Origin of the sequence: Romboutsia sp., from assembly GCF_051659545.1 — a bacterium.
In the GTDB taxonomy this organism is placed as follows: domain Bacteria; phylum Bacillota; class Clostridia; order Peptostreptococcales; family Peptostreptococcaceae; genus JBOFOR01.
Genome location: NZ_JBOFOR010000182.1, coordinates 1 through 21,168 on the forward strand (window position 1 = coordinate 1; position 21,168 = coordinate 21,168).

The window sequence follows — 21,168 nt, forward strand, 5'->3', positions numbered from 1 at the left end:
ACAAATTTGCTAGTTGATTATATTTTAATCCACCGAAATACTTAACTACATTGGCGATAGCCATTCGCTTTTCCTTGCCAGATAAATTTTCTAATAATATTGGTATTATTTCATTGAAGTTTTCTTTATTTTGATGTAATATATAAAAATACCCTTTCTCAAGAAGTTGGATTACTAGTTGTAGTAAACTTATTAAACCATTTTTCTTGACGAAAGGGTATTATTTTTTTTGCAAAAAAGACATTTTATTTCTTGGACGTACCTTAAGCTTATTTTTTTGTTTAAATATTTTTAATTACTTGTAAAGTGGTGTATATCTTATATAAGGGGATTCTATTACTATACTAACTTGTGACGTAGTTGAAGTATTTTGCTCACTTTAGTATTTTTTATCTTCAAGTATTCTTTTTTGATTTATCTTTCTTATAATAAAATAAGTAATACACATCGATATAACTGCTCCTGTAGTATCTATCAAAACATCTCTTAATTCACCACTTCTTCCAGGTATAAATAATTGATGAAACTCATCTGTACAAGCATATATAAATGCTACTAATATAGATTTTATACATATATTTTTTAAATTTATTTTTAAATTATATATGCTAAAAAAGCATAACACTGACATTATAGCATATGAAAACATATGCGCTCCTTTTCTAACTATAACTGTTGCAGTTCCTTTTTCTATCATAGCATCTATTACATTTCCTACTATTGGTAGCGTACTTAACATATTTATAGTACTATTTGATTGTTCTGTTGATACAGTTGCAGGTTGATTTGACATATAAAATATCATTGTCATCCATAGTATTGTTAATACAACAAATATTTTCTTTCTCATATTCACCTCCACTATTTTTCTATTGATTTTATAATTATATCATATATTAAAATAGTCTCAATAAAGTAATTAATACTATAGAAAATTGTTAAGCTAATAATATTGTATCAAGTTTCCAATTAAAAATAAGGAATCAATAAAGACGTAGGCAAGTTTTGCATACGTCTTATTTATTAAACTATTTATTTTGTTTATATGATCGTTTTTTTATGCCTACTGTAGTAGGTATTTTATTTTTTTAATAAGTATTATGAAAATATTAACTTAAAGCTCTATCTTTTTTACCTTCTTTACGCTCTTTAGCATATTCAGCTACAGCAGTAAATAAAACATCTGTTGAAGAATTAAGTGCAGTTTCACAAGAGTCTTGTATAACCCCAACTATAAACCCAACCCCAACTACTTGCATAGCTATTTCATTTGGTATACCAAATAAACTACAAGCTAGTGGTACTAATAATAAAGATCCTCCAGCAACTCCAGATGCGCCACAAGCACTAACAGTAGCTAATACACTTAGTATTATAGCTGTTGGTATATCAACACTTATTTGTAAAGTATTCGCTGCAGCTAGTGATAATACAGCTATTGTTATTGCTGCTCCAGCCATATTTATAGTAGCTCCAAGTGGTATAGATACTGAATATGTATCTTCATCTAATCCTAGTTCCTTGCATATTCCCATATTTACTGGTATATTTGCTGCAGAACTACGAGTGAAAAATGCTGTTATTCCACTATCTCTTAAACATTTAAATACTAATGGATATGGATTTCTTCTCATTCCTATAAATGCAATTATTGGATTTACTACTAATGCAACAAATACCATACATCCAACTAATAACACTATTAATTGTCCATAGCTAAGTAATGATTCTATACCAGATTCAGATATAGTATTAAATACAAGACCCATTATACCAAAAGGTGCAAAACTTATTACCCATTTAACAACTTGAGATACTGCATCTGATGCGCTTGTTAAAATACTCTTAGTTGACTGCGGTGCACTTTTTAATGCTAGTCCAAATACTAATGCCCAAGCTAATATACCTATGTAGTTTGCTGTAGCAAGAGCATCAACTGGATTACTTACTACGTTCATTAATAAAGTTGTTAACACTTCTCCTACTCCACCTGGAGGTGCTAAGTCTCCTCCTCCTGCTGATGCTGCTAAGTCTAATGTCATTGGGAATAAGAAACTACCAATTACAGCTACAACTCCAGCTGAAAACGTTCCCATAAGGTATAAAGCTATAATTGATTTCATATTTGTTTTCTTGCCTTCTTTGTGTTGAGATATTGCAGACATTACTAAGAAGAATACTAATATTGGTGCTATTCCCTTTAATGCACCTACAAATAATGATCCTAACATTGCTATTGGTGTAAATTGTGGAACTGCTAATCCTAGCATTATACCTATAATTAGACCTATAATAATTCTTTGTACCAAACTAGTATCATTCCATTTCTTTAACAATTCTTTCATTTCATTAAGCCCCCTGTTTTTTGAATTATATATAATTACAACTAAATTCTACCATCTTCTACATGATATGTTGTTAAGAAATTGTTAAGTTTCGCGCTTTTTAATTAATTTAACATGGAATTAACTTTTGTATAATTAAATAGTTCAACTTTAATAGAATCTAAATTATCTTCTATGAACTATTTTTGATAATTCTTTTCCCGTTTCAGTAGCTGATATGCCGCCTCTTGCTGTTTCCTTAAAGTCTGAATGCATTGCTATTCCAACCTGATGAATTCCTTTTAGAACAAGGTGATTCAACTAATCCTGCTCCTGTTAAAAGTCCTTTTATCATTTCTTCTATAGTTCAACCTGTATTTTTTATTTCATCTAGTAAAACAATTTCAGATATAGGAAGATTTTTTTCATCACAAAGTTCTAATAGTTCTTTTGCATTATTATACATTTGTTTCACCTTCCTTCACTGGATTAATTTTTATTACAGAAATCATAGGCTCTAAAGCTTTTATTTTATCTATTAAATTATCACTTGCTATACTATCTATTTCTACAATCATACTTGCTTCTTTGCCTTTGGTATTTCTTGAAACTACCATTGTTGCAATATTTATATTCTCATCTGATAGTATTCTAGCTACAGAGCTTATTACACCTTTTACGTCTTTATGTGGCGTTATTATTGTATAATATTCTCCTGTAAATTGAACATTAAATCCATTTATTTCAGTTATAATAACTGAACCTCCACCAATTGATGACCCTACTACTATTGTGATTTCTACATTTATATCTTCAATTTCAAAGTTAACTGTATTTGGATGAACTAATCCTAATTCAACTAGAATAAATTCATAGCCTATATTTTCATTAATTGTCAATGATATTTCTCTATTATGATTTTTTGTTTACTTATACTTCTTTATTTTTATCTATTATACATTATATTTTATTTTTACTCTTCTAAGGTTCATTATTAACGAAAATATTATGGTAGAGTAAGCTGCAAAACTTCTAAAATACTCACCTATAGCTGCATTAGAAAACAAATTTTGACCAGCCAATGTAGATACTATAAACAATGCATGAAATAGTACTACTCCAACAAATGCATTTTTTAAGTTAGCCTTTGCTAGAGTTGCTCCACCTTCCAATAAAGATGCACAGGCAAATATATCTACATTTAAATGACCCGTATAAACATTTAGTGCTCCTATATCAAATATAAACATTAACTGCCTAACAGATGCTAAAACCGTTGATATTGCTATAGAATATCTTCTACACTTATCTACCTCTATACCTAAAGAATATGCAGTAGACATACTTTCTGCGATAGCCCTTAACTTAACTCCTAACTTTGAATTAGTAATATATATTATAAATAGGTTCCCAATAAACCTATCACTATACTTGTAAAGACTTTCAAGTTCTTTATGTGTCATTCTACCTTTACATAAAGGCTCTATTATTAAATTACCTTGTCTATCTAAAGCAGTTGCAACACAAATCTGCTCCTTAGATATACCTCTCTTTTTAATCTCTTTACCTCTTTTACGAGATTTTCTTGTAGCATATTTAAGCCACTTATCTAAAGATTTTTTACTTCTATATGTCGCAGAGTTTGTAAAATCAGTAAAAGTCTTTCTACAATCTTTACAGATATATCTTTATTTCACCTTTATGTATATCTATGTTAATATTTTTATAAACTTTATTTCTATCATATACAGTTATATTTTTAAAGCTTATTATATTTTCACCTTGATTATTTGACATATACTTTTCACACTTTAAAGCCTTATTAACTTTTTTTCCTATCATATCTACAGCTATATTTTCTATGTTAAACTGTAATTTATTGTAGGAGAAACTACCTCTGAATCTCTGAAAACAGTTACTCTGTCACATATAGATATTACTTCATCTAATCTATGTGATACAAATATTATAGATATTCCCTTCCTTGGCAATTTTTTCACTTATCATTTTATTCATCTTATCAAAGTTTTGAGAATCTTCTTTATTTATTTCTAAATTTAATACAGTTGGATAAGCCTGAGTTGGAGTTGGACAACATTGCTCTGCAACTATATATTTTAATTTTAAAGCTTCATCAATTATTACGTCATACATTGGACAATTAGAGCCAAATATATTTGTATCTGGTCCGTATTTTTGTATTTGTCTAGGTATATCTTCTCTTAAAAACTGCTTCATTTGAGCTACACCTGAACCATTTTGTGGATCTGGTGTCATCACTTCAACGAAGTTTATACCTAATTCTTCACAAGTTTTTTTCATTTTATCAAGTCTCTTAGAAACACTTTCTTTTGATAAGTGTGTTGGGAAAGAATAATGAATAAATGTTTTTGCTCCCATTTCTTGAGCTTCTTTGACTATTGTTTCTCCTCTTTTTTCCCAGTTAGTGTCTAAGTTTAAATCTATGTACTTGCTCATCATATCTGGGTTATCCCATATTGGAGCTGTTACTGTAATTATATCAGATCTTTTTTCTTTTATTTGTTGAAGAGCTGGTAATAATCCTGATTGGCCTGATACTACAACTATAGCCTTCATATCTTTATCGTCTGCTAAACTTACTATTTGGCTTATTGCCGTTTCTATTTCTGCATTGAAGTTTTCTGGCAAAGTAACGAGCTTTACTATACCTGGATATTTTTCAGTCATATTTTGAGCTGCTCTAAATTCATCTTCCCTAAAATATCAATAATTATGACACAATATAATACTATATGTATTCTTATTTTTTGTACAATAAAAAAAACAATTATAGATATGTCTTGTATAGCTTTTATCTATATATTGAGATAATTTGCTTTATTAAACAATAAAATACTTATTGATATAATTAATAATCCTAAGAGTAAAGTTATTAACAAAGAATTAAAGTTCAATTTTATTGAAAAAGAAACTACTTAAACTAAAAACTTCCAAGCCCATTTTTAGCTTGGAAGTTTTAGTATTTTAATCTTCTTCATTTAAGATACTTCTATAATCACCCATTAACTGATTAATCAAATATAACATATTAGTCAATTTTTCTTTAGAAACATCTAGTTTATCTTGTAGGTTATTAATAAATTGTCTCTCTAAAGAATCATATTTATTATCACTCATTATTAAAGTAGCTATCTCAAATAAAATAATGTATACTTCTTGTTGTGAACTATTTTCTTTTATCTCTTGTATTAGTGTATTTATATCAGTATTTATTTCTATTTTATAATCATCTATACCCATTGCCTTACTCTGTGCAATTATTATATCTTCATGATCCTTAGCTAGGTCATTGTTTAATAGTGCTGCATGAGTGCTTAATTGTAAAAATAACATTCTATTATCTTGACTTATTTTACTTAAAAACATAGTATTTTCCCCTTAATCGAGTATTTTCAGCTTAATGCTTATTATACTCCTTATTCCAATTAATTACACAAAAAAATAAGAGAAGGTAGTCAACTTTACTAATTAATAAAATTACTCTATCTTATAAAATAATTTATTAATTCTGATTTTCGTTTGTTTTGATAAAATATATAATTAACTGCTTTAAACATCTTGTATCAACTTTAAACTTTCCAATGTAAATATATGCAATATATGTTTAACAACGAATTATATCTACATAACTATTGAAAATATTACAGCAAATCTAATGTACCATATTATTGAAATGTACTTTAATATTCTTGTGGGTATATCGCTTTTGCCATTTCCTTTAATGCTGTTATTATTTTATGAGATGGTCTTGATGAAGCATTTTTATTTATAAAGTAAACTTGATTTTCTTTTACTGCCCTTATATTTTCCCAACCTTTACGAGATTTTATTTCTTCTGTAGGACTTTTTACATAATCAACATTAGTTAATATTATATCTGGATTTGCATCTAGTACTGCTTCCTCACTTGGAGATATCCATGATTTTTCATTTGCAAATATATTTTCAGCTCCCACTAACTCTATCATTTCATTTAAGAATGTTGAGTTTCCAAAACTATATAACGTAGGTGCAGGACCTATTTCAAAGTATACTTTTTTCTTATTAGTAATAGTTTTTCCTATTTGAGCAATTTCATCAACTTGCTTTTTCATATTTTCAACTATTTTTTCACCTTTATTAGTAGTATTTGTAATCTTTGAAATAAACATTGTATCATCATAAATCCCTTGTATACTGTCACTGCTTGGTATGTAGAATACACTTATTCCAGCTTCTTTTAATACTTTGAATGGATCTCCACTATTTCCAGTTTTATTGTGTCCTGATGCTATTATCATATCTGGCTCTAGGGCTATTATTGCTTCTGCATCTGGGTTAGAAAAATCTATAAACTCTATATCCTTTGGTAATCCCTCAACATCAGAAGAATAAGTATCTACTGCCACTAATTTATCAGCTAAACCTAGTTCTACTAAAACTTCTGTATTTGATGGTGCTGTAGATACAATCTTTTCAATTTTTTTTGGAAGTATAACCTCATTGCCTTCCCTATCATTTACTTTTACTTCTTTCTGTGAGCAACCAACGCTAGCTAACATAACTACTAATATTGTTGCTAATATTAATTTTAACTTCTTCTTCATATTTTTCTCCTTATTTATAATTTCTGCTTACAAATTCAGTTTCATCTACTTTTTCATCTTTATTTAGTTTCAATGCTAGTATGAAAAAATATCCTGAAAATAAGTTTGCAAAGTCAAATAATATTTCATCTACAGTGTTACCTTGTTCTTTGTGTCTATGTAGTAATCTAACAAGTGCCTTAAATTTAGTTCTAATAACATGTGCATAACTTGCACTTATACACCCTTGTGGTACTACAAATTTATCAATTCTATCTTTTATTTCTTCTTGATAAATGTTAGTTCTATTTTCTAACCACAGTAATTCTTCTTTTGTTACACTTACCTTTGTTCTTAATGATGCATTCATATGGTATACTAAATCATTAATTTGGGTTAGTTCATTTTTTAACTCTTCATTGTTTACAAACGCTCTAAGTAATCCTATTGTGCTAGATATTTCATCTGTAAATATTTCATAATCACATCTTAAATCATTAGAGTTGTCATATAAAAATGGATATGCTAAGTATTTTGACATAATTTAATCCTTTCTTCTTAATATTATTGAAATATAAAAAACACACTACAAGAGTGTGTTTGAATTAATAGACCTATTCTATTCGCTTTATACCCCACCCTCAGAAGGTAACTGCTTTTTAATATTGGCAGGTATCCCGGCTCAACTTCATCCTACATCTCACCTTCCTGATTAATCAGTGGTATATTGAGAGTTCGTCAGTTTTACGGTTACTGGGGTAGCTTAAAATTTTCATCTAATTCCCTATTAAGTCTGTAAAGACACCTAATACTAATTTATATTATTTTTTAGTTGTATTTCGAATTATATAGTATATTTTTACAAAATTCAACATTTTTTTTATTTTTTACCTTTTATTTTACTGTTTATTTTTATATAAAAGAATATTTTGATATAGATAATAACAATAGTTATAAAACAGTATTAAATAAAATCAATGTAATGTAATGAGTGATAGAGATAAAAATTCAAAAGTTATAGACTCTTTACCTAAAGGTTGTAAAGTTCAAGTTATAGACTCAAAATTTGACTGGCTAAAGATTGAATATAATGGTAAAATCGGCTATATTTCTGGAGTTTATGTAAAATAAGTTAGAATTATTTTAATAATAGGATATAATATTGAGTGCTTAATCTCTATTATTTTTCATCAATTTATTCCCTGTAAATCCAAATTATGCTATAATATAAGAGTATATAATATATATTCTAAGGGGGACAACTATGAATACTCAAAGACTTAATAGTGTCATTGAAAAAATGAAGCAAGATAACATTAATCAAATGTTAGTTACTGATCCAATATCTATATTTTACTTAACTGACAAAATGATTCATCCTGGTGAAAGACTACTTGCTTTATACTTAAACGTAAATAGCAACCATAAATTATTCATAAACGAATTATTTCCAGTACATGATGATTTAGGTGTTGAAAAGGTTTGGTTTACAGATATAGATGATGGAATAGAAATAATAACTCGCTATATAGAAAAGGACTCAACTATAGGAGTTGATAAAAATTGGCCTGCTAAATTCTTATTACGTTTAATGGAACTTAATAGTGACAATAAATTTGTAAACGCTTCTTACATAGTAGATACATTAAGAATGTATAAAGATGAAGAAGAGAAAGATTTAATGAGACAAGCTTCAGCTTTAAATGATGAAGCTATGAAAAGACTTAAAGAAACTCTAAACGAAGAAGTTACTGAAAAGCAACTAGTTGGAGAATTAACTAAGATATATGAAGAAATAGGTGCTGATGGATTTTCATTTGGTGCTATAATAGGATTCGGTGCTAATGGAGCTGATCCTCACGCTGAGCCAGGTAATGCTTATGTTAAAAAAGGTGATGCTGTAATATTTGATATAGGTTGTGTAAAAGACCACTACTGTTCTGATATGACTAGAACTATATTCTATAAAGAAGCTCCAGAAAAAGCTAAGGAAGTATTCAATATAGTACTTGAAGCTAACAAAAGAGCTATATCTTTAGTTAAGCCAGGTGTTAGATTCTGTGATATAGATTTAGCAGCTCGTGATTATATAACTGAAAAAGGATATGGTAAATACTTCACTCATAGAACTGGACATTCAATAGGTCTTGAAGTTCATGATATGGGAGATGTATCTTCAATAAATACTGATGTATTACAACCTGGAATGATATTCTCTGTTGAACCAGGAATATATTTACCTGGTGAGTTTGGTGTTAGAATAGAGGACTTAATCTTAGTTACTGAAGATGGATACGAAAACTTAAATAAACATGATAAAGAATTATGTATAATAGGATAATTTTTATATAATATAAATAATAAAGAGCTAATATTCAAATATTAGCTCTTTATTATTATGTAAATATAATATTTAATATAAAAAAACTCCTTTCTAGTATCTGATTATATTTATAATCATTGCCAGAAAAGAGTTTTTATTTTAATGTAATTTTATTTTGAATCGTATTCTACTCTTCAACAAGAGCATTAAGTTTTTTATCTAATCCCCATAATACTATACCACATACTATAACTATAGCTCCAACTATAGCGTAAGCAGGTGCAAAAGAGAATTTAGATAAGTATTCATATAAGTATCCGTAAGCTTTACCAGCTATGAATATTGCAAATGGCCATACTCCCAACATTAATCCAAGAATTTTAGCAGGAGAGAATTTACTAATAAATGAGTTACCAAGTGGAGAGAATACCATTTCCCCAACTGACATTAATATACCAACTGCTAATATCCACAATAAGCTTGCTTGTCCATCACCTCTAAGAACTTCAGCTAAAGCCATTACTGCGAAAGATGCCCCAAGAAGTAACATACCTAAAGCAGTTTTCTTGAACATACTTAAGTCTCCTTTAGGAGATGCAGCAAGTTTACCCCAAACCATAGCTAAGATTGGTCCAAGAACTATACAGCACAGTGCATTTAATGAATCAAACCAAGAAGATGGAACTTCAAAGTTTGCTATCATCCAGTTAGCTTTATTTGCTGTATCGAAGTCTGGTCCCCAGTGATATAATACTGGCATGTATGTTAAATACCAAACTACCCAGAATACTATAGAGAATGTAGTAACAAGAAGTATTGCACCAACTCTCATTTTTTCCTTTTTAGTTAAAGGTGAACTATCATTTGTTGTAGCATTTTTGTTATTTTTAGTACTTTCTTCATTAACTTTAAAAGGCTTTTTACCTACTTCGCCAAATGAAGCTTTACCACCTACAATAAACCAAGCTGTATCTAAGAACAATAGTATAGCACATATTAAGAATGTACCACTAAATCCTATTGTAGAATAAGCTATGAAAGAAACGAAAGTAGTTCCTATGAAAGCACCTATGTTAACAAATGAATATTGTAAACTGAAAGCTCCATCAAGATCTTCTTTATTATCGAACAGTCTTCCGTTTATTCCAGATATATTACCTTTAAATAAGCCAGTACCTACAGATATAAGTATTATCATTCCCCATACTAAAGCAGGAGAAGATTGAAGAGATGCTTGCCATCCACACATATACCCTAGACCCATAAGAACAGTTCCTATAGGAACACATAATCTTGGACTTAACCATTTATCTGCAATTAACCCTCCAACAATAGGAGTTAAGTAAGTAAATGCAACTAAGTTTGCAGTCATTTTTGCACCGTCAGCAGGTGTAAGACCTAGACCACCAGAAGCAACAGAAGCAACTATAAATATTGCTATTAGCCACTTAGAAGAGTAGAACGCCATACGCTCAATCATAAAAGATATTGAACATACATAAAATCCAAAAGGATATTTCTTTTTGTCTTTCGCTTGAATTTCCATAATTTCCCCCTAGTATATTGTTTTTGATATTCACATAGCACAATTTTTATTATGTGAATTGAATTGTATGTATTTTAAAATTAATAAGTTAACTATAATATAAAAATAGAGTTCCCCAAGATGCCTGTTTAATCATCTTGGGAAAACTTCCTTTAAAGTCTTAAAAGTCATAATGTCAATTATAATATTTATTTTTTATTTAGTTTCTTCTACCTTTTTACTTTTCATAGCTGCTTTTAACATTGTGAATGAAGTGTATGCTATAACTATAATTACAAGTCCTTTTAATAAATCCATTGGCATACTACTTACTCCAAACGCTGCAACGAAAACACCTATAGCACCAAATATTGTTATCATAAGTGAAGCTTTTTTTGCATATGCTTGCTCTTTTATGAATTTAGTACTTGCTATTGGCATTAATAATGCACAAGATCCCATCATTATAGGAAATGCTACTTTTGGAGACATTCCTAAGAAATAAACTAAAGCCATACATGGAGCATAAAGTCCAACCCCTGCAGTCATAAGTGCACCTAATATAAAATTACCTATTATTCCTATAACTAATGCAATTCCTGTAAGACCAATTGCTTCTCCACCTATAGGCATTAAGTTTATAGCTGGATGACTTAAAAACATTAATATTGCAGTAATAGCAAGCGCTACTCCCATTATTAATTGTATCTTTTTTTCATCTGCTTTAGCTATTATACCTGCTCCAATATAAGACCCTACTACAGCTGCTCCTATTAAACATATTAATGTTAATGAATCAACTTCTATTACAGTTGTAAATATAAATGCTTCTATAACTACTGGTATAGTGTGAGCTACATTTAAAGTACCTGGAATTTGCTTATCTGGTATATTTAATTTAAGAGCCTTTGATAGCGCTACTGTTGGAGCAAATGATCCTATTCCTAATGTATCAAAAAAGTCAGTTACAAATCCAACAATACCTGATTTTACAGCACTTTGTTCTTCTAGATTGCCTTCTTTACTTGCTTTTACATAGTCTTTAGCAAATACCGCTGTAAATATGCCTGTAAATACAAGTAAAAGACCTCTAAGTAAATTTAACATAATTTTCCCCCCTTTATATTTTTTGATTTCTAATAGTATAAAAATAATTAAGTTACCTTATTACTATTCAACATTTATGTACTTTCTTACTATTTAAGTATAAACCCATATTTAAGTGGATCTTCAGGATCTATTACAAAATGATTAAATCCAGTTATATATGCAGTTCCTGATATTTTAGGTATTATTGCATCATATTCTCCAACTTTATCAGTCCCTACTACTTCTCCCTTAAATAAAGTTCCTAATATACTCTCATATACGAACTTTTCGCCTTCTTTTAACTCTCCTTTTGCATACAATGTTGCTAATTTAGCACTTGTTCCTGTTCCGCATGGAGATCTATCTACTTGCCCTTGTCCAAATATAACTACATTCTTATATGTAGCTTCTGGGTGAGTTGGTGCATCATATATTTCTACTAAGTCTACTGTTTTTATGTGTTCTAATGTAGGATGTTTTATTTCTATTGTTTCATTTATTACATCTCTAAGCTTTAATCCTATTTCAGTTAATTTTGATGTATTTTCTGGCTTTATTTCAACACCTAATTGTTTTGCGTGAACTATTGCAAAGAAACTTCCTCCAAATGATATATCAAACTTAACTTTTCCTATTTCAGGTAATTCAACTTCAAGATCTTTTTTATATAAAAATGCCGGAACATTTACAAATGATACTTCTTTAACTTTTCCATTTGTAACTATTGCCTCTGCTTTAATTATTCCTGCTGGAGTATCTAAAACTACATTTGTCATAGGCTCCATTTGATCTACCATTCCTGTTTCAATAGCTGCTGTTACAGCACCTATTGTTCCATGGCCACACATATTTAAGTATCCGCCACCATCCATAAAGATTACTCCTAAATCAGCTTCCTCGCTGCAAGGCTGTGTTAATACAGATCCAAACATATCGTTATGTCCTCTTGGCTCTAACATTATAGCAGTTCTTATGTGGTCTAAATTTCCTTCTAAATACTCTTTCTTTTCTGCCATAGTATTACCTTTTATTGCTGGTATTCCACCTGTTACAATTCTTGTTGGTTCCCCCATTGTATGAGAATCTATTGCTTGAATACTTCTGTTTATTTTCATATTAATTTCCCCCAATCAGTATGTTTATTTATTTCTCATCTTTAACTTTAAAAATGCTAATGCTTTTTTTGCATCTATGTAGTTCACTGTATTTTCACCTACTACTTGAGTCTCAATACCTTCAGATGATTTGTTAAAGTCAACAATTGTATCCATATACTTATTAGTAACTACAAACTTAGCTTGCTTACCTACAAAGCTTAGTCCTACTACTGGAATATCTCTTTTCCCTATTTCTTCTATAGTATTCGCGTAGTCTACATGTGAATTTCCCCATCCATCTACTGATATAATAGCACCATCAACTCTCATTGATTCTAGCCATGCAGCTGTTCTTTGGCCAACAAAGTATTTTTCTTTGTTATCCTGAGGTGTTCCAACAACTACTATTCCAACTAAGTCTATGTCTTGGTCTGAGCCAACTATATCTAATAGAGGATCTCTAAAATGATGCAGTGTAGTTTCCTTTGTTGATGGTCCAATTCCCATATTATTACCTTCCTTTCTAAGTCATAGATCTTAATGCTCCATCTCTGTACTCATTAGGTGATATAATCATTGGAACATTTTTTATATCTATGATAGACACTCCTCCTAATAATCCACTTGGTTCATTAGAAAATAATTGATTATCATACATTGCACCTTGACCTGCTATTTGTTTTACTATGACAACTTTTTTAGCGCCTTCTCTTACTTTATCAAAAAACTCATTTACTTCAGTAGCTTTTCTTGCATCTGCTTCTTTTAGCTCTTCTCTTATTTCTTGAATAAACATATCACAGTACTTGAATGCTTCTAATGGTACTTTTCTTTCATATGGAATTCCACCCTTTAACGTTATATCTACATGTATTATATAATCGCTTTCCTTTGGAGTTCCACTCATTCCATAGCATATCTGATTCGATAAAATACCCTCTGATGATCCAAATTCATGCATCTGATTTTTATCTTCATCAGCACCTGTAAGTACAACATATACTCCAGTTAAGGTGTGCGTTATGCCTTCACCTAACTGACCTAATACCTTTGTCGATATTGGAATTATATCCATTATAGTATTAGTTTCAATACTATGTTGATTAGGCTTTATTATATTAATATTCACATTTACTATCAGTTCACTTGCATTTATATATTCCTCTAAACTTTGTTTTTTTATTAACAGTTTACCTTCTTCTAGCTTGGTTTTTTCTCCAAATGAAACATCTTTTATATGAAAAGATTTTATCAGTAATCTTCTTAATATTTTTTCTTTCATAATTATAAGTATATCCCCTCTATTATATATAGAGGGGCTTTTATTAGATATGAGCTACGTACTCATATGGTAGTGGTATTATTTTTCCAGCTGAAGGTATTTCTATTAACTTATTTAAAGTATCTCTTAATATTGCTGTTTGCATTTGTATATCATTTGGTGCACCTGCATTAGCTCCCATTGGAACTAGTGGAGCAACTGCTCTTGGAGTACCATTTTGTCTTACTACTGGTGGTAATGCTGCTACTATTATCGTAGGAATCCCCGATTCCTCTATCGCTCTCTGTACTATTACAGCAGAACGGTGACAAGTACCTCAGCCAGCTGTTAAGACTACAGCGTCTACTCCTTCTTCCTTAAGCTTTTGAGCAATTTGTGGACCCGTTTCATTTATAAACTTTTCTTGGTCTCCACCACCACCCATAAATCCAAAGTGCAGAGGTGCTACTTCTTTTATAAATCCTTCCTCAGCTAATTCTCTTAATCTATCTATTGGGAACATACAGTTTATATCTTTGTTTACATCCCCATTATCATATCCACCATGAGATACCATCATGTCTGATACAGGTGCATCTCCTGGTATTTCTCTGTATGTAAAATCTCCTGCTAAATTAAATTTCTTATCACTCTTTAAGTGTACACCTGCTGCTGTTGCTAAAGCTACTTTCATATCTTTAAGTTCTTTAGTAACAGGAGTCCATACTGGAGGAGGTGTTATTGGAACAAATATTTCTGATTGTAATCCTTTAACTGCTGTTAAGCTCATATTCATCTATCCTTTCGTTAATTATTTATTGTTATTTTTGTTATTTCTTTCTATTACGTCTAAATACTTTTGGTTTGGTTCTTTAGCTAAGACTTCTGGGTATGACATAACAAATCCTACTTCTTGACCTAACTCTAATTCATAATCTGATATTAGCATTCTCTTAGGTATTTTGAATTGTCCTAGCCTACCTTTTAAATCTATAGTTACTCCACCATCAGTTAATTCAACTATTACACCTTCATACATTCTTTCTGTTGAGATATATTTAAGTCTATCCATGTAGTTCTCTCCTTTATATGCAAGGTTTATTTTTCGTACTTTTCTTTTCTCTTTTCACTCATTGGAAGACTTTGCTCATTTTCAACAAGTTCTACCTTTTTACCTGTTTCTTTTTCAATTAAGTCTATATTATTTAACTTAACATTGCTATTCCATTTTCTTTCTGCTTCTTTTACTTCTTCACCATTCATTACAGACTTAAGCATAGCTAAAGATCTTATAGCATCTTCTTGGCAAAGAGTATTGTTTGATAACACTTCATTTTCTATACCGTACTTAGATTTATTGTTATCTACCATATACTTCATGTATTTATTTCCAACAACTAGAGCCCCTTGTACTGCACTGAATGACATTCCCACAACTGGTATATCTCTGCTTCCTATTTGTTCTATATGAGATGCAAAGTCTATATGGTTATTTCCAAATCCTTCTGTAGTTACTATAGCACCATCTACTCCCATAGCTTCTATCATCATACCTAATCTCTTAGATACATAGAACTTTTCAGCATTTACTTGTGGTGAACCTACAAATATAACACCTGCTAAATCTATTTCTTCATCATTCATAGCTTCTATTACTAATGGCTCTCTGAAGTAATGTCTTGAGTTTTCTTTAGATGCAGGCCCTATACAAGTAAGTGCATGTATACCACCATCTAATACTTCAAGTGGAGATAATACTACTGGAATGTTTCCTAAATCAACATTTGGTTTAGCTCCTATAGTTCCTACAGGCTCAACAGGTAATATTAAGTTATCATGCATTGCCCCTTGACCCATTATCTCTTTAATCACTACAACCTTTTTCTTTCCAGGTCTTCTATATTGAACTACTTCCTCTGTATCTACAACTAAAGATTCATCAGCTTTCTTTAATGCTTCTCTTATTTCACCAGTTATATGATCAGATGCCATATGAGCTGCTAAAGGTCCTGGTCTTTCCATATTACTTCCTGCTACTATAGTAACTTGAGTTTTTATGAATATATCTCCTTTATCTGGAGCTCCAGGTCTTCCCCACATTATATTTCCTTCAAGTTCTCCTTCTGATGAACCGAATTCTCCTATTTGAACTCCATTTTCATCAGTTCCAGTTACCATCATTATAACTCCATCTATAACTCTTGTTATACCAGTTCCTAGCTCGCCTTCTTCTTTCGTAGCTATTGGTTGAACATCCATTATAGTTTCGCTATACTCATGATATCTATCTGGTGTTATTATATCTATTTTCATATCAACTACTAGTTTTTGACTATCTACAGCTTCTTTACAAAGTTCTTCTGCATTTTTTAAGTATAATGTAGTTCCTTCTATTTTAGTTTCTTCACCAAATACTACATTTTCTATTTTAAAATGTTTTTTACTTAAACTTCTTAAAGCCTTAGCTTCTTTTATTTCTTCTTTAGCTTCTTCTTTAGTAGCAACTTGTTCATTAGTACTTGCTATTGTTTGAACTGGTGCTACACCCATTTGTGCTGCTATAGTTAAAGGTATTTCTAAATCAATGTTTCTACCTTCTCCTATATGTATCTTTATAGTTTGTCCACCTACTTGTTGAACAGGTGCTACTGGTGCTACAAACTCAACACTCTTTACACTTTCAGTCTTAGGTTCTACAGTTTCCTTAGTTTCTTCTTTTTGTGCTAATCCTTCTAGTACATCTCTTGTTAATGGTGTTAACGCATCTACAGTTTTAGTTAATTTAGCACCTAAAACTTCCCCTATTGTTAAGCATTCCGGTGAAATAGTTAACAATCCTGAATCCTCTAAATCTGCAAATATTACAGGATCTTCTAAATTTGATGGCTCTATTACTGTCCCTGCTTCAAATCTACAACAACATACTGCTGGATCATTAGCGTGAGACTTAGCTGTTTCTACAGTTATTGACATATCAAAAACCTCCTAATGTTATTTTTTTCTTCTATATATTCTATGTCCAGAGGCTCTTAGTACATGGTCTGTACTATGGTATACAGGCAATCCTAACCTAGGTGCCACTTGCATCACTGTATTAGTTCAATCTTCACAGTTCCCTATTAATACAGCCTCTGCCCCTTGACTTTTTAGCTTTAAAACTTTTTCAGCTTGACCAGGACACATTCCAGGCAAGTCACATCTATATCTTCCATTTACTTCTACCATTCTTTTACACTTTTCTTGTGCAACAACTTCTGCTCCCATTGATGAAGCTATCTCTTTTAATCTTTCCTCTTGAGCTCCACACTCGCAAGCTATTATTCCTAGCTTTCTGTGTTCCTGTGGAAACGGCATTGATACTAGTATTCCACCTAACGTTTTAGTTATAGGGTTTTCTTCTTCACCGTGAGTTCCTGTGAATGGACCTCCTAAAACTATCTCTCCGTATGGCTCTATGTATCCTCCACACTCATCTATAAGATATTTTATTGGTGTACCTATTGGCACTTCCATAAATATTTTCCCTTTATTTTCACAACCACTAACTCTTCCACCAATGGTTATATCCTTTGTGATGACAGGTTTTCTATCTTCTATTGCTTCAACTATTCTTTTTATAGTCTCAATATTAGATACGATAGCCTTAGCCTCACTTGGTAAACTTCCTGGTTTTAACTCAACTCCTAGCAGTTCCCTTATTATTACTCTTTCATCACCTGCTGGGTATATATCTGATATATATTTTATATGTATATTAGGTTCATTTTTACAAGCTTTACCTAATTTTATTAAAGCGTTCTTATGCTTCGGTTTTATAGCTATTATAGCTTCTTTCGCATTAGTTATCTCGAGCATATATTTTAATCCTCTGATTAATACTTCAGGATTTTGCTCTAAAACTTCCATATTATGACCTAAAACTGGTTCACATTCTGCTGCATTAGCTATTATATAACCTCCATCTATATTACCTTTTAATTTAATATGAGTTGGAAATCCTGCCCCTCCAGCACCTACTACACCAGCTTCTTCAATAGCCTCTAGGTAAGAATTTGTATCTTTTATTTTTAAAAATTCATTTGGTTGTTCTTTATCAGCCTTAATAAATACTGCATTTTCAGTTAAATCTATAACTTCACCATATACGCTAGAGTGTATATTAACTCCTAGACCCTGAGGCTCAGCTATTAATTGTCCCTTTTTTACTTTATGGCCCTTTTCTACTATTGCTTTGCAAGGTAAACCTATATGCTGCTTCAATTCAATTTTAAATACCACAGTTTCACCCCCTTTTATTTTATATATTATTTCTTTTTTTTATATTATTTCTTTACGCTATTTATTATAAGCAATTTGTGTGCCAACTTTGTTTTGTATTCATTTTATATATATTTATTTGTTGTTTTATTGATTTTTTCTATATATTTGGTGCATTTTTTTGTATTTTTGTTAATTTTTTTTGATTATTTTGTATATTTCGATATTACTTTGTCTAGTTTTATTAACTAAAGCGTCAATAATCCGACGCTTTTTCTTTTTTTATTTTTTGTTTTTTATTTTATGCACTGCTATTATTGCTTTCCATACAATATTAGGTTCTTTTTTATCAATCGACACATTTTCGTCACTTGTCAATTTTTCGTCATTGTTGTTTTAAAATAAAGATATGAGTATTTTTTAACAATCTATTTCATATTTATTAACCTTATAACAAAGAGTCGTTCTAGGAATGTTTAACATTTTAGATGCTTTAGTTTTGTTTCCTTTGCAGTGTTCTAGTGCTTTCTTTATTATTTTTTTTTCTAGTATTTCAGTTTCCTTTACTATATCAAAGCTTTCTTCATCCACATCTTCATCTGATTTTAGTATATTCTCTGGTAAATCATCTTTTTCTACAATAGTCCCTCTTGATAAAACAACTATGCTTTCTATTGTATTTTTTAGTTCTCTAATATTTCCCTTCCATTTATAGGATTTTAGCTTCCTCATAGCGTCTTTGCTTATATTTACCGTCGATTTATTATTTTGACTACAAACTTCTTCTAAGAATTTGTATATAAGAATTTCTAAATCTTCTTTTCTCTCTCTAAGAGGAGGAAGATTTATTTCTACGACATTTAGTCTATAATATAAATCTTCCCTAAATTCTCCTTTTTGCACAAGTTCTTGAAGATTCTTATTAGTTGCACAAATTACACGACAGTTTATTTTTATTAACTTTTCTCCACCTATTCTCCTTACTTCCTTCTCTTGTAATACTCTTAATAGTTTTGCTTGCATACTCAATGGCAATTCTCCTATTTCATCTAAAAAAACCGTTCCATTAGTTGCTAACTCAAATATACCCATTTTTCCCTTTTTATTTGCTCCTGTAAATGCACCCGCTTCATACCCAAAGAACTCACTTTCAAATAGTTCAGATGGTATAGCGCTACAGTTTATTGGTATAAATTGACCTTTTCTTTCACTATAATCATGTATAGCTCTTGAAAATACTTCCTTACCTGTTCCACTTTCTCCATATACTAATATGCTACTAGATGTTGTAGCTACTTTTTTAGCTATTTCTTTGCTTTTTTCTATTTTATAACTATTTCCAAGTATCTTGTCAAAACTACCTCTTGATAGATTTTTAACTTCATCTTGTAAGTACTTTAGTTTTTGATTGGTTTGTTCAAGTTTTTCTGATAATATTTTTGCCTCTGTCACATCTACCTCTGTACATACCACTCCCATAAATTCATTTTCAACAAACATAGGATTAGCATCTACTAAGCCATATTTACCTCCCTTTTTATTAGAGTAATAAATTTCATTCATATGAACTTTTTGCTTTAATACTCTTTCTGATATGGTATCTTTTAAAAATTCATTTATGTGATTTCCTACTATTTTATCCGATTTTATAGAATATCGTTCTTCCATAAATTTATTCCATAATATTACTATCCCATTTTTATTAATAGCACAAATACCTTCTTTTATTTCTCCCATTATATGTTTAAGAGTTATACCATAATCTTCAAGGTTCATATATAAGTGATCTCTAATGTGATTTTGATTTAGTACACCTATTATATTTTTATTTTCTAGAACAGGTAACAGACCTATATTATTTTTTATCATTATATCTCTGCATTTATCCAAGCTAGTATTTTTGTCTACATATATAACATCTTTTTTCATAAAATCTTCTATTATCATATTTTCCAGATCTGCATTTTCATCTTTTAAAAAGATACCCTGTATATCAGTCATAGATATTATGCCCTTTAACTCTTTTTGATTATTTGCTACTATTAATGTTTTTTGATTATTTATTGCCATTTGCAGTAATCCATGACTTAATCTTAATTCCTTATCAATAGTAGTAACTGTTTTTTCCATTACACCTTCAACTGTTTTTAAGTTAGGTATTGAAAACATTTTACTTCTCCCCTCATATTACAAACCACTCTTTTATAAAATATTTTTTAATAAAAAAAAGAACTTTTTTTCAAAAGTTCTTTTCACTGGCGGGAACGCGTAGGAATCGAACCTACCTAAGAAGCTATTAACCCCTCATACTAGTTTTGAAGACTAGAGGGAACACCAGAACCCATCCATTCCCATATTTTTATTTTATATTTCATATAATATCAGTATATTACATTTTTTTCAATAGTTTTTTTTATTTACGCCAAAAACTATATAATTATATCACAAAAGTACTCTAGAAATTCAATTTCTAGAGTACTTTTAAACTAACTTATATTAATTATGCTGCTACTTGTAATTCACTATCAGATTCTTCTTCTAATACATCTAACTTCTTAGCTACTATTTTAGTAGTACTAGCTTGTACTATAAGTGTTACTAATATAGTCATAAATACTACTGAAGATATTATTTCATATCCAGGTATCTTCATAGAAACTATTATCCCTGATAAAGCTGCTGGTA

At 30.2% G+C, this 21,168-nt stretch carries 20 protein-coding genes, 1 tRNA gene, 3 pseudogenes and 1 riboswitch; of the genes and pseudogenes, 2 read left to right on the forward strand and 22 right to left on the reverse strand.

Annotated elements, in window-relative coordinates; all coding sequences use genetic code 11:
- Positions 1–379: 379 nt before the first annotated feature.
- The 10 genes and pseudogenes from ACRC03_RS09960 to ACRC03_RS10005 all read right to left on the reverse strand — a co-directional run bounded on the left by ACRC03_RS09960 (position 380) and on the right by ACRC03_RS10005 (position 7,472).
- Entirely contained in the window at positions 380–850 is a 471-nt protein-coding gene (locus ACRC03_RS09960) for a VanZ family protein (protein ID WP_438652416.1), read from the reverse strand.
- 259 nt (positions 851–1,109) lie between these two features.
- Positions 1,110–2,345 (reverse strand): serine/threonine transporter SstT, encoded by a 1,236-nt coding sequence (gene sstT, locus ACRC03_RS09965; protein ID WP_438652417.1) that lies wholly within the window; start codon positions 2,343–2,345, stop codon positions 1,110–1,112.
- 165 nt (positions 2,346–2,510) lie between these two features.
- On the reverse strand, positions 2,511–2,645 hold the full coding sequence (locus ACRC03_RS09970; protein ID WP_438652418.1) for a hypothetical protein: 135 nt from the start codon (positions 2,643–2,645) through the stop codon (positions 2,511–2,513).
- A gap of 137 nt (positions 2,646–2,782) precedes the next feature.
- Positions 2,783–3,223, reverse strand: a complete 441-nt coding sequence (locus ACRC03_RS09975) for an ACT domain-containing protein (RefSeq protein ID WP_438652419.1) — start codon at positions 3,221–3,223, stop codon at positions 2,783–2,785.
- Positions 3,224–3,277: 54 nt separating this feature from the next.
- Positions 3,278–4,012: pseudogene (locus tag ACRC03_RS09980) on the reverse strand (ABC transporter permease subunit); the annotation flags it as partial.
- Positions 3,999–4,166: a hypothetical protein gene (locus ACRC03_RS09985; RefSeq protein WP_438652420.1), complete on the reverse strand. Its 168-nt coding sequence runs from the start codon at positions 4,164–4,166 to the stop codon at positions 3,999–4,001. The gene ACRC03_RS09985 and the pseudogene ACRC03_RS09980, both read right to left, overlap by 14 nt.
- Before the next feature lie 108 nt (positions 4,167–4,274).
- A pseudogene (locus tag ACRC03_RS09990) lies at positions 4,275–5,048 on the reverse strand (DUF3798 domain-containing protein); the annotation flags it as partial.
- Between the two features lie 282 nt (positions 5,049–5,330).
- Positions 5,331–5,732 carry a hypothetical protein gene (locus ACRC03_RS09995; RefSeq protein ID WP_438652421.1) on the reverse strand — a complete coding sequence of 134 codons (402 nt, stop codon included), beginning with the start codon at positions 5,730–5,732 and terminating at the stop codon, positions 5,331–5,333.
- A 314-nt stretch (positions 5,733–6,046) separates the two neighbouring features.
- A complete protein-coding gene (locus ACRC03_RS10000) occupies positions 6,047–6,952 on the reverse strand; it encodes an ABC transporter substrate-binding protein (RefSeq protein ID WP_438652422.1) in 906 nt (301 codons plus the stop codon).
- Between the two features lie 10 nt (positions 6,953–6,962).
- Positions 6,963–7,472 carry an ATP:cob(I)alamin adenosyltransferase gene (locus ACRC03_RS10005; RefSeq protein ID WP_438652423.1) on the reverse strand — a complete coding sequence of 170 codons (510 nt, stop codon included), beginning with the start codon at positions 7,470–7,472 and terminating at the stop codon, positions 6,963–6,965.
- A gap of 110 nt (positions 7,473–7,582) precedes the next feature.
- Positions 7,583–7,755: riboswitch (cobalamin riboswitch) on the reverse strand.
- Positions 7,756–7,918: 163 nt separating this feature from the next.
- Here ACRC03_RS10005 and ACRC03_RS10010 point away from each other — a divergent pair.
- Together ACRC03_RS10010 and ACRC03_RS10015 are read left to right on the forward strand one after the other, a co-directional pair.
- The gene (locus ACRC03_RS10010; RefSeq protein WP_438652424.1) at positions 7,919–8,062 is read left to right on the forward strand and encodes an SH3 domain-containing protein; all 144 of its coding nucleotides are present in this window, start codon (positions 7,919–7,921) and stop codon (positions 8,060–8,062) included.
- Positions 8,063–8,195: 133 nt separating this feature from the next.
- Entirely contained in the window at positions 8,196–9,272 is a 1,077-nt protein-coding gene (locus ACRC03_RS10015) for a M24 family metallopeptidase (protein ID WP_438652425.1), read from the forward strand.
- Positions 9,273–9,441: 169 nt separating this feature from the next.
- Here the strand turns inward: ACRC03_RS10015 and ACRC03_RS10020 are convergent, their stop codons facing one another.
- The 12 genes and pseudogenes from ACRC03_RS10020 to ACRC03_RS10075 form a co-directional block, all read right to left on the reverse strand.
- A complete protein-coding gene (locus ACRC03_RS10020; protein WP_438652426.1) occupies positions 9,442–10,800 on the reverse strand; it encodes a peptide MFS transporter in 1,359 nt (452 codons plus the stop codon).
- Between the two features lie 195 nt (positions 10,801–10,995).
- Entirely contained in the window at positions 10,996–11,886 is an 891-nt protein-coding gene (locus ACRC03_RS10025; RefSeq protein WP_438652427.1) for a sulfite exporter TauE/SafE family protein, read from the reverse strand.
- Positions 11,887–11,975: 89 nt separating this feature from the next.
- On the reverse strand, positions 11,976–12,983 hold the full coding sequence (locus ACRC03_RS10030; protein WP_438652428.1) for a proline racemase: 1,008 nt from the start codon (positions 12,981–12,983) through the stop codon (positions 11,976–11,978).
- Positions 12,984–13,007: 24 nt separating this feature from the next.
- Positions 13,008–13,472, reverse strand: a complete 465-nt coding sequence (locus ACRC03_RS10035; RefSeq protein ID WP_438652429.1) for a glycine/sarcosine/betaine reductase component B subunit — start codon at positions 13,470–13,472, stop codon at positions 13,008–13,010.
- A 16-nt stretch (positions 13,473–13,488) separates the two neighbouring features.
- Complete coding sequence (gene prdD, locus ACRC03_RS10040) at positions 13,489–14,247, reverse strand: proline reductase cluster protein PrdD (RefSeq protein ID WP_438652430.1); 759 nt, start codon at positions 14,245–14,247, stop codon at positions 13,489–13,491.
- A 43-nt stretch (positions 14,248–14,290) separates the two neighbouring features.
- Positions 14,291–15,016: a D-proline reductase (dithiol) protein PrdB gene (prdB, locus tag ACRC03_RS10045; protein WP_438652431.1), complete on the reverse strand. Its 726-nt coding sequence runs from the start codon at positions 15,014–15,016 to the stop codon at positions 14,291–14,293.
- Between the two features lie 21 nt (positions 15,017–15,037).
- Complete coding sequence (locus tag ACRC03_RS10050; RefSeq protein WP_438652432.1) at positions 15,038–15,298, reverse strand: CBO2463/CBO2479 domain-containing protein; 261 nt, start codon at positions 15,296–15,298, stop codon at positions 15,038–15,040.
- A 26-nt stretch (positions 15,299–15,324) separates the two neighbouring features.
- The gene (gene prdA / locus ACRC03_RS10055) at positions 15,325–17,199 is read right to left on the reverse strand and encodes a D-proline reductase (dithiol) proprotein PrdA (protein ID WP_438652433.1); all 1,875 of its coding nucleotides are present in this window, start codon (positions 17,197–17,199) and stop codon (positions 15,325–15,327) included.
- Positions 17,200–17,217: 18 nt separating this feature from the next.
- The gene (gene prdC, locus ACRC03_RS10060; RefSeq protein ID WP_438652434.1) at positions 17,218–18,504 is read right to left on the reverse strand and encodes a proline reductase-associated electron transfer protein PrdC; all 1,287 of its coding nucleotides are present in this window, start codon (positions 18,502–18,504) and stop codon (positions 17,218–17,220) included.
- Between the two features lie 399 nt (positions 18,505–18,903).
- Positions 18,904–20,652, reverse strand: a complete 1,749-nt coding sequence (prdR, locus tag ACRC03_RS10065; RefSeq protein ID WP_438652435.1) for a sigma-54 dependent transcriptional regulator PrdR — start codon at positions 20,650–20,652, stop codon at positions 18,904–18,906.
- A gap of 87 nt (positions 20,653–20,739) precedes the next feature.
- Positions 20,740–20,836: transfer RNA gene (locus ACRC03_RS10070), tRNA-Sec, on the reverse strand.
- Between the two features lie 147 nt (positions 20,837–20,983).
- A pseudogene (locus ACRC03_RS10075) lies at positions 20,984–21,168 on the reverse strand (cation:proton antiporter); the annotation flags it as partial.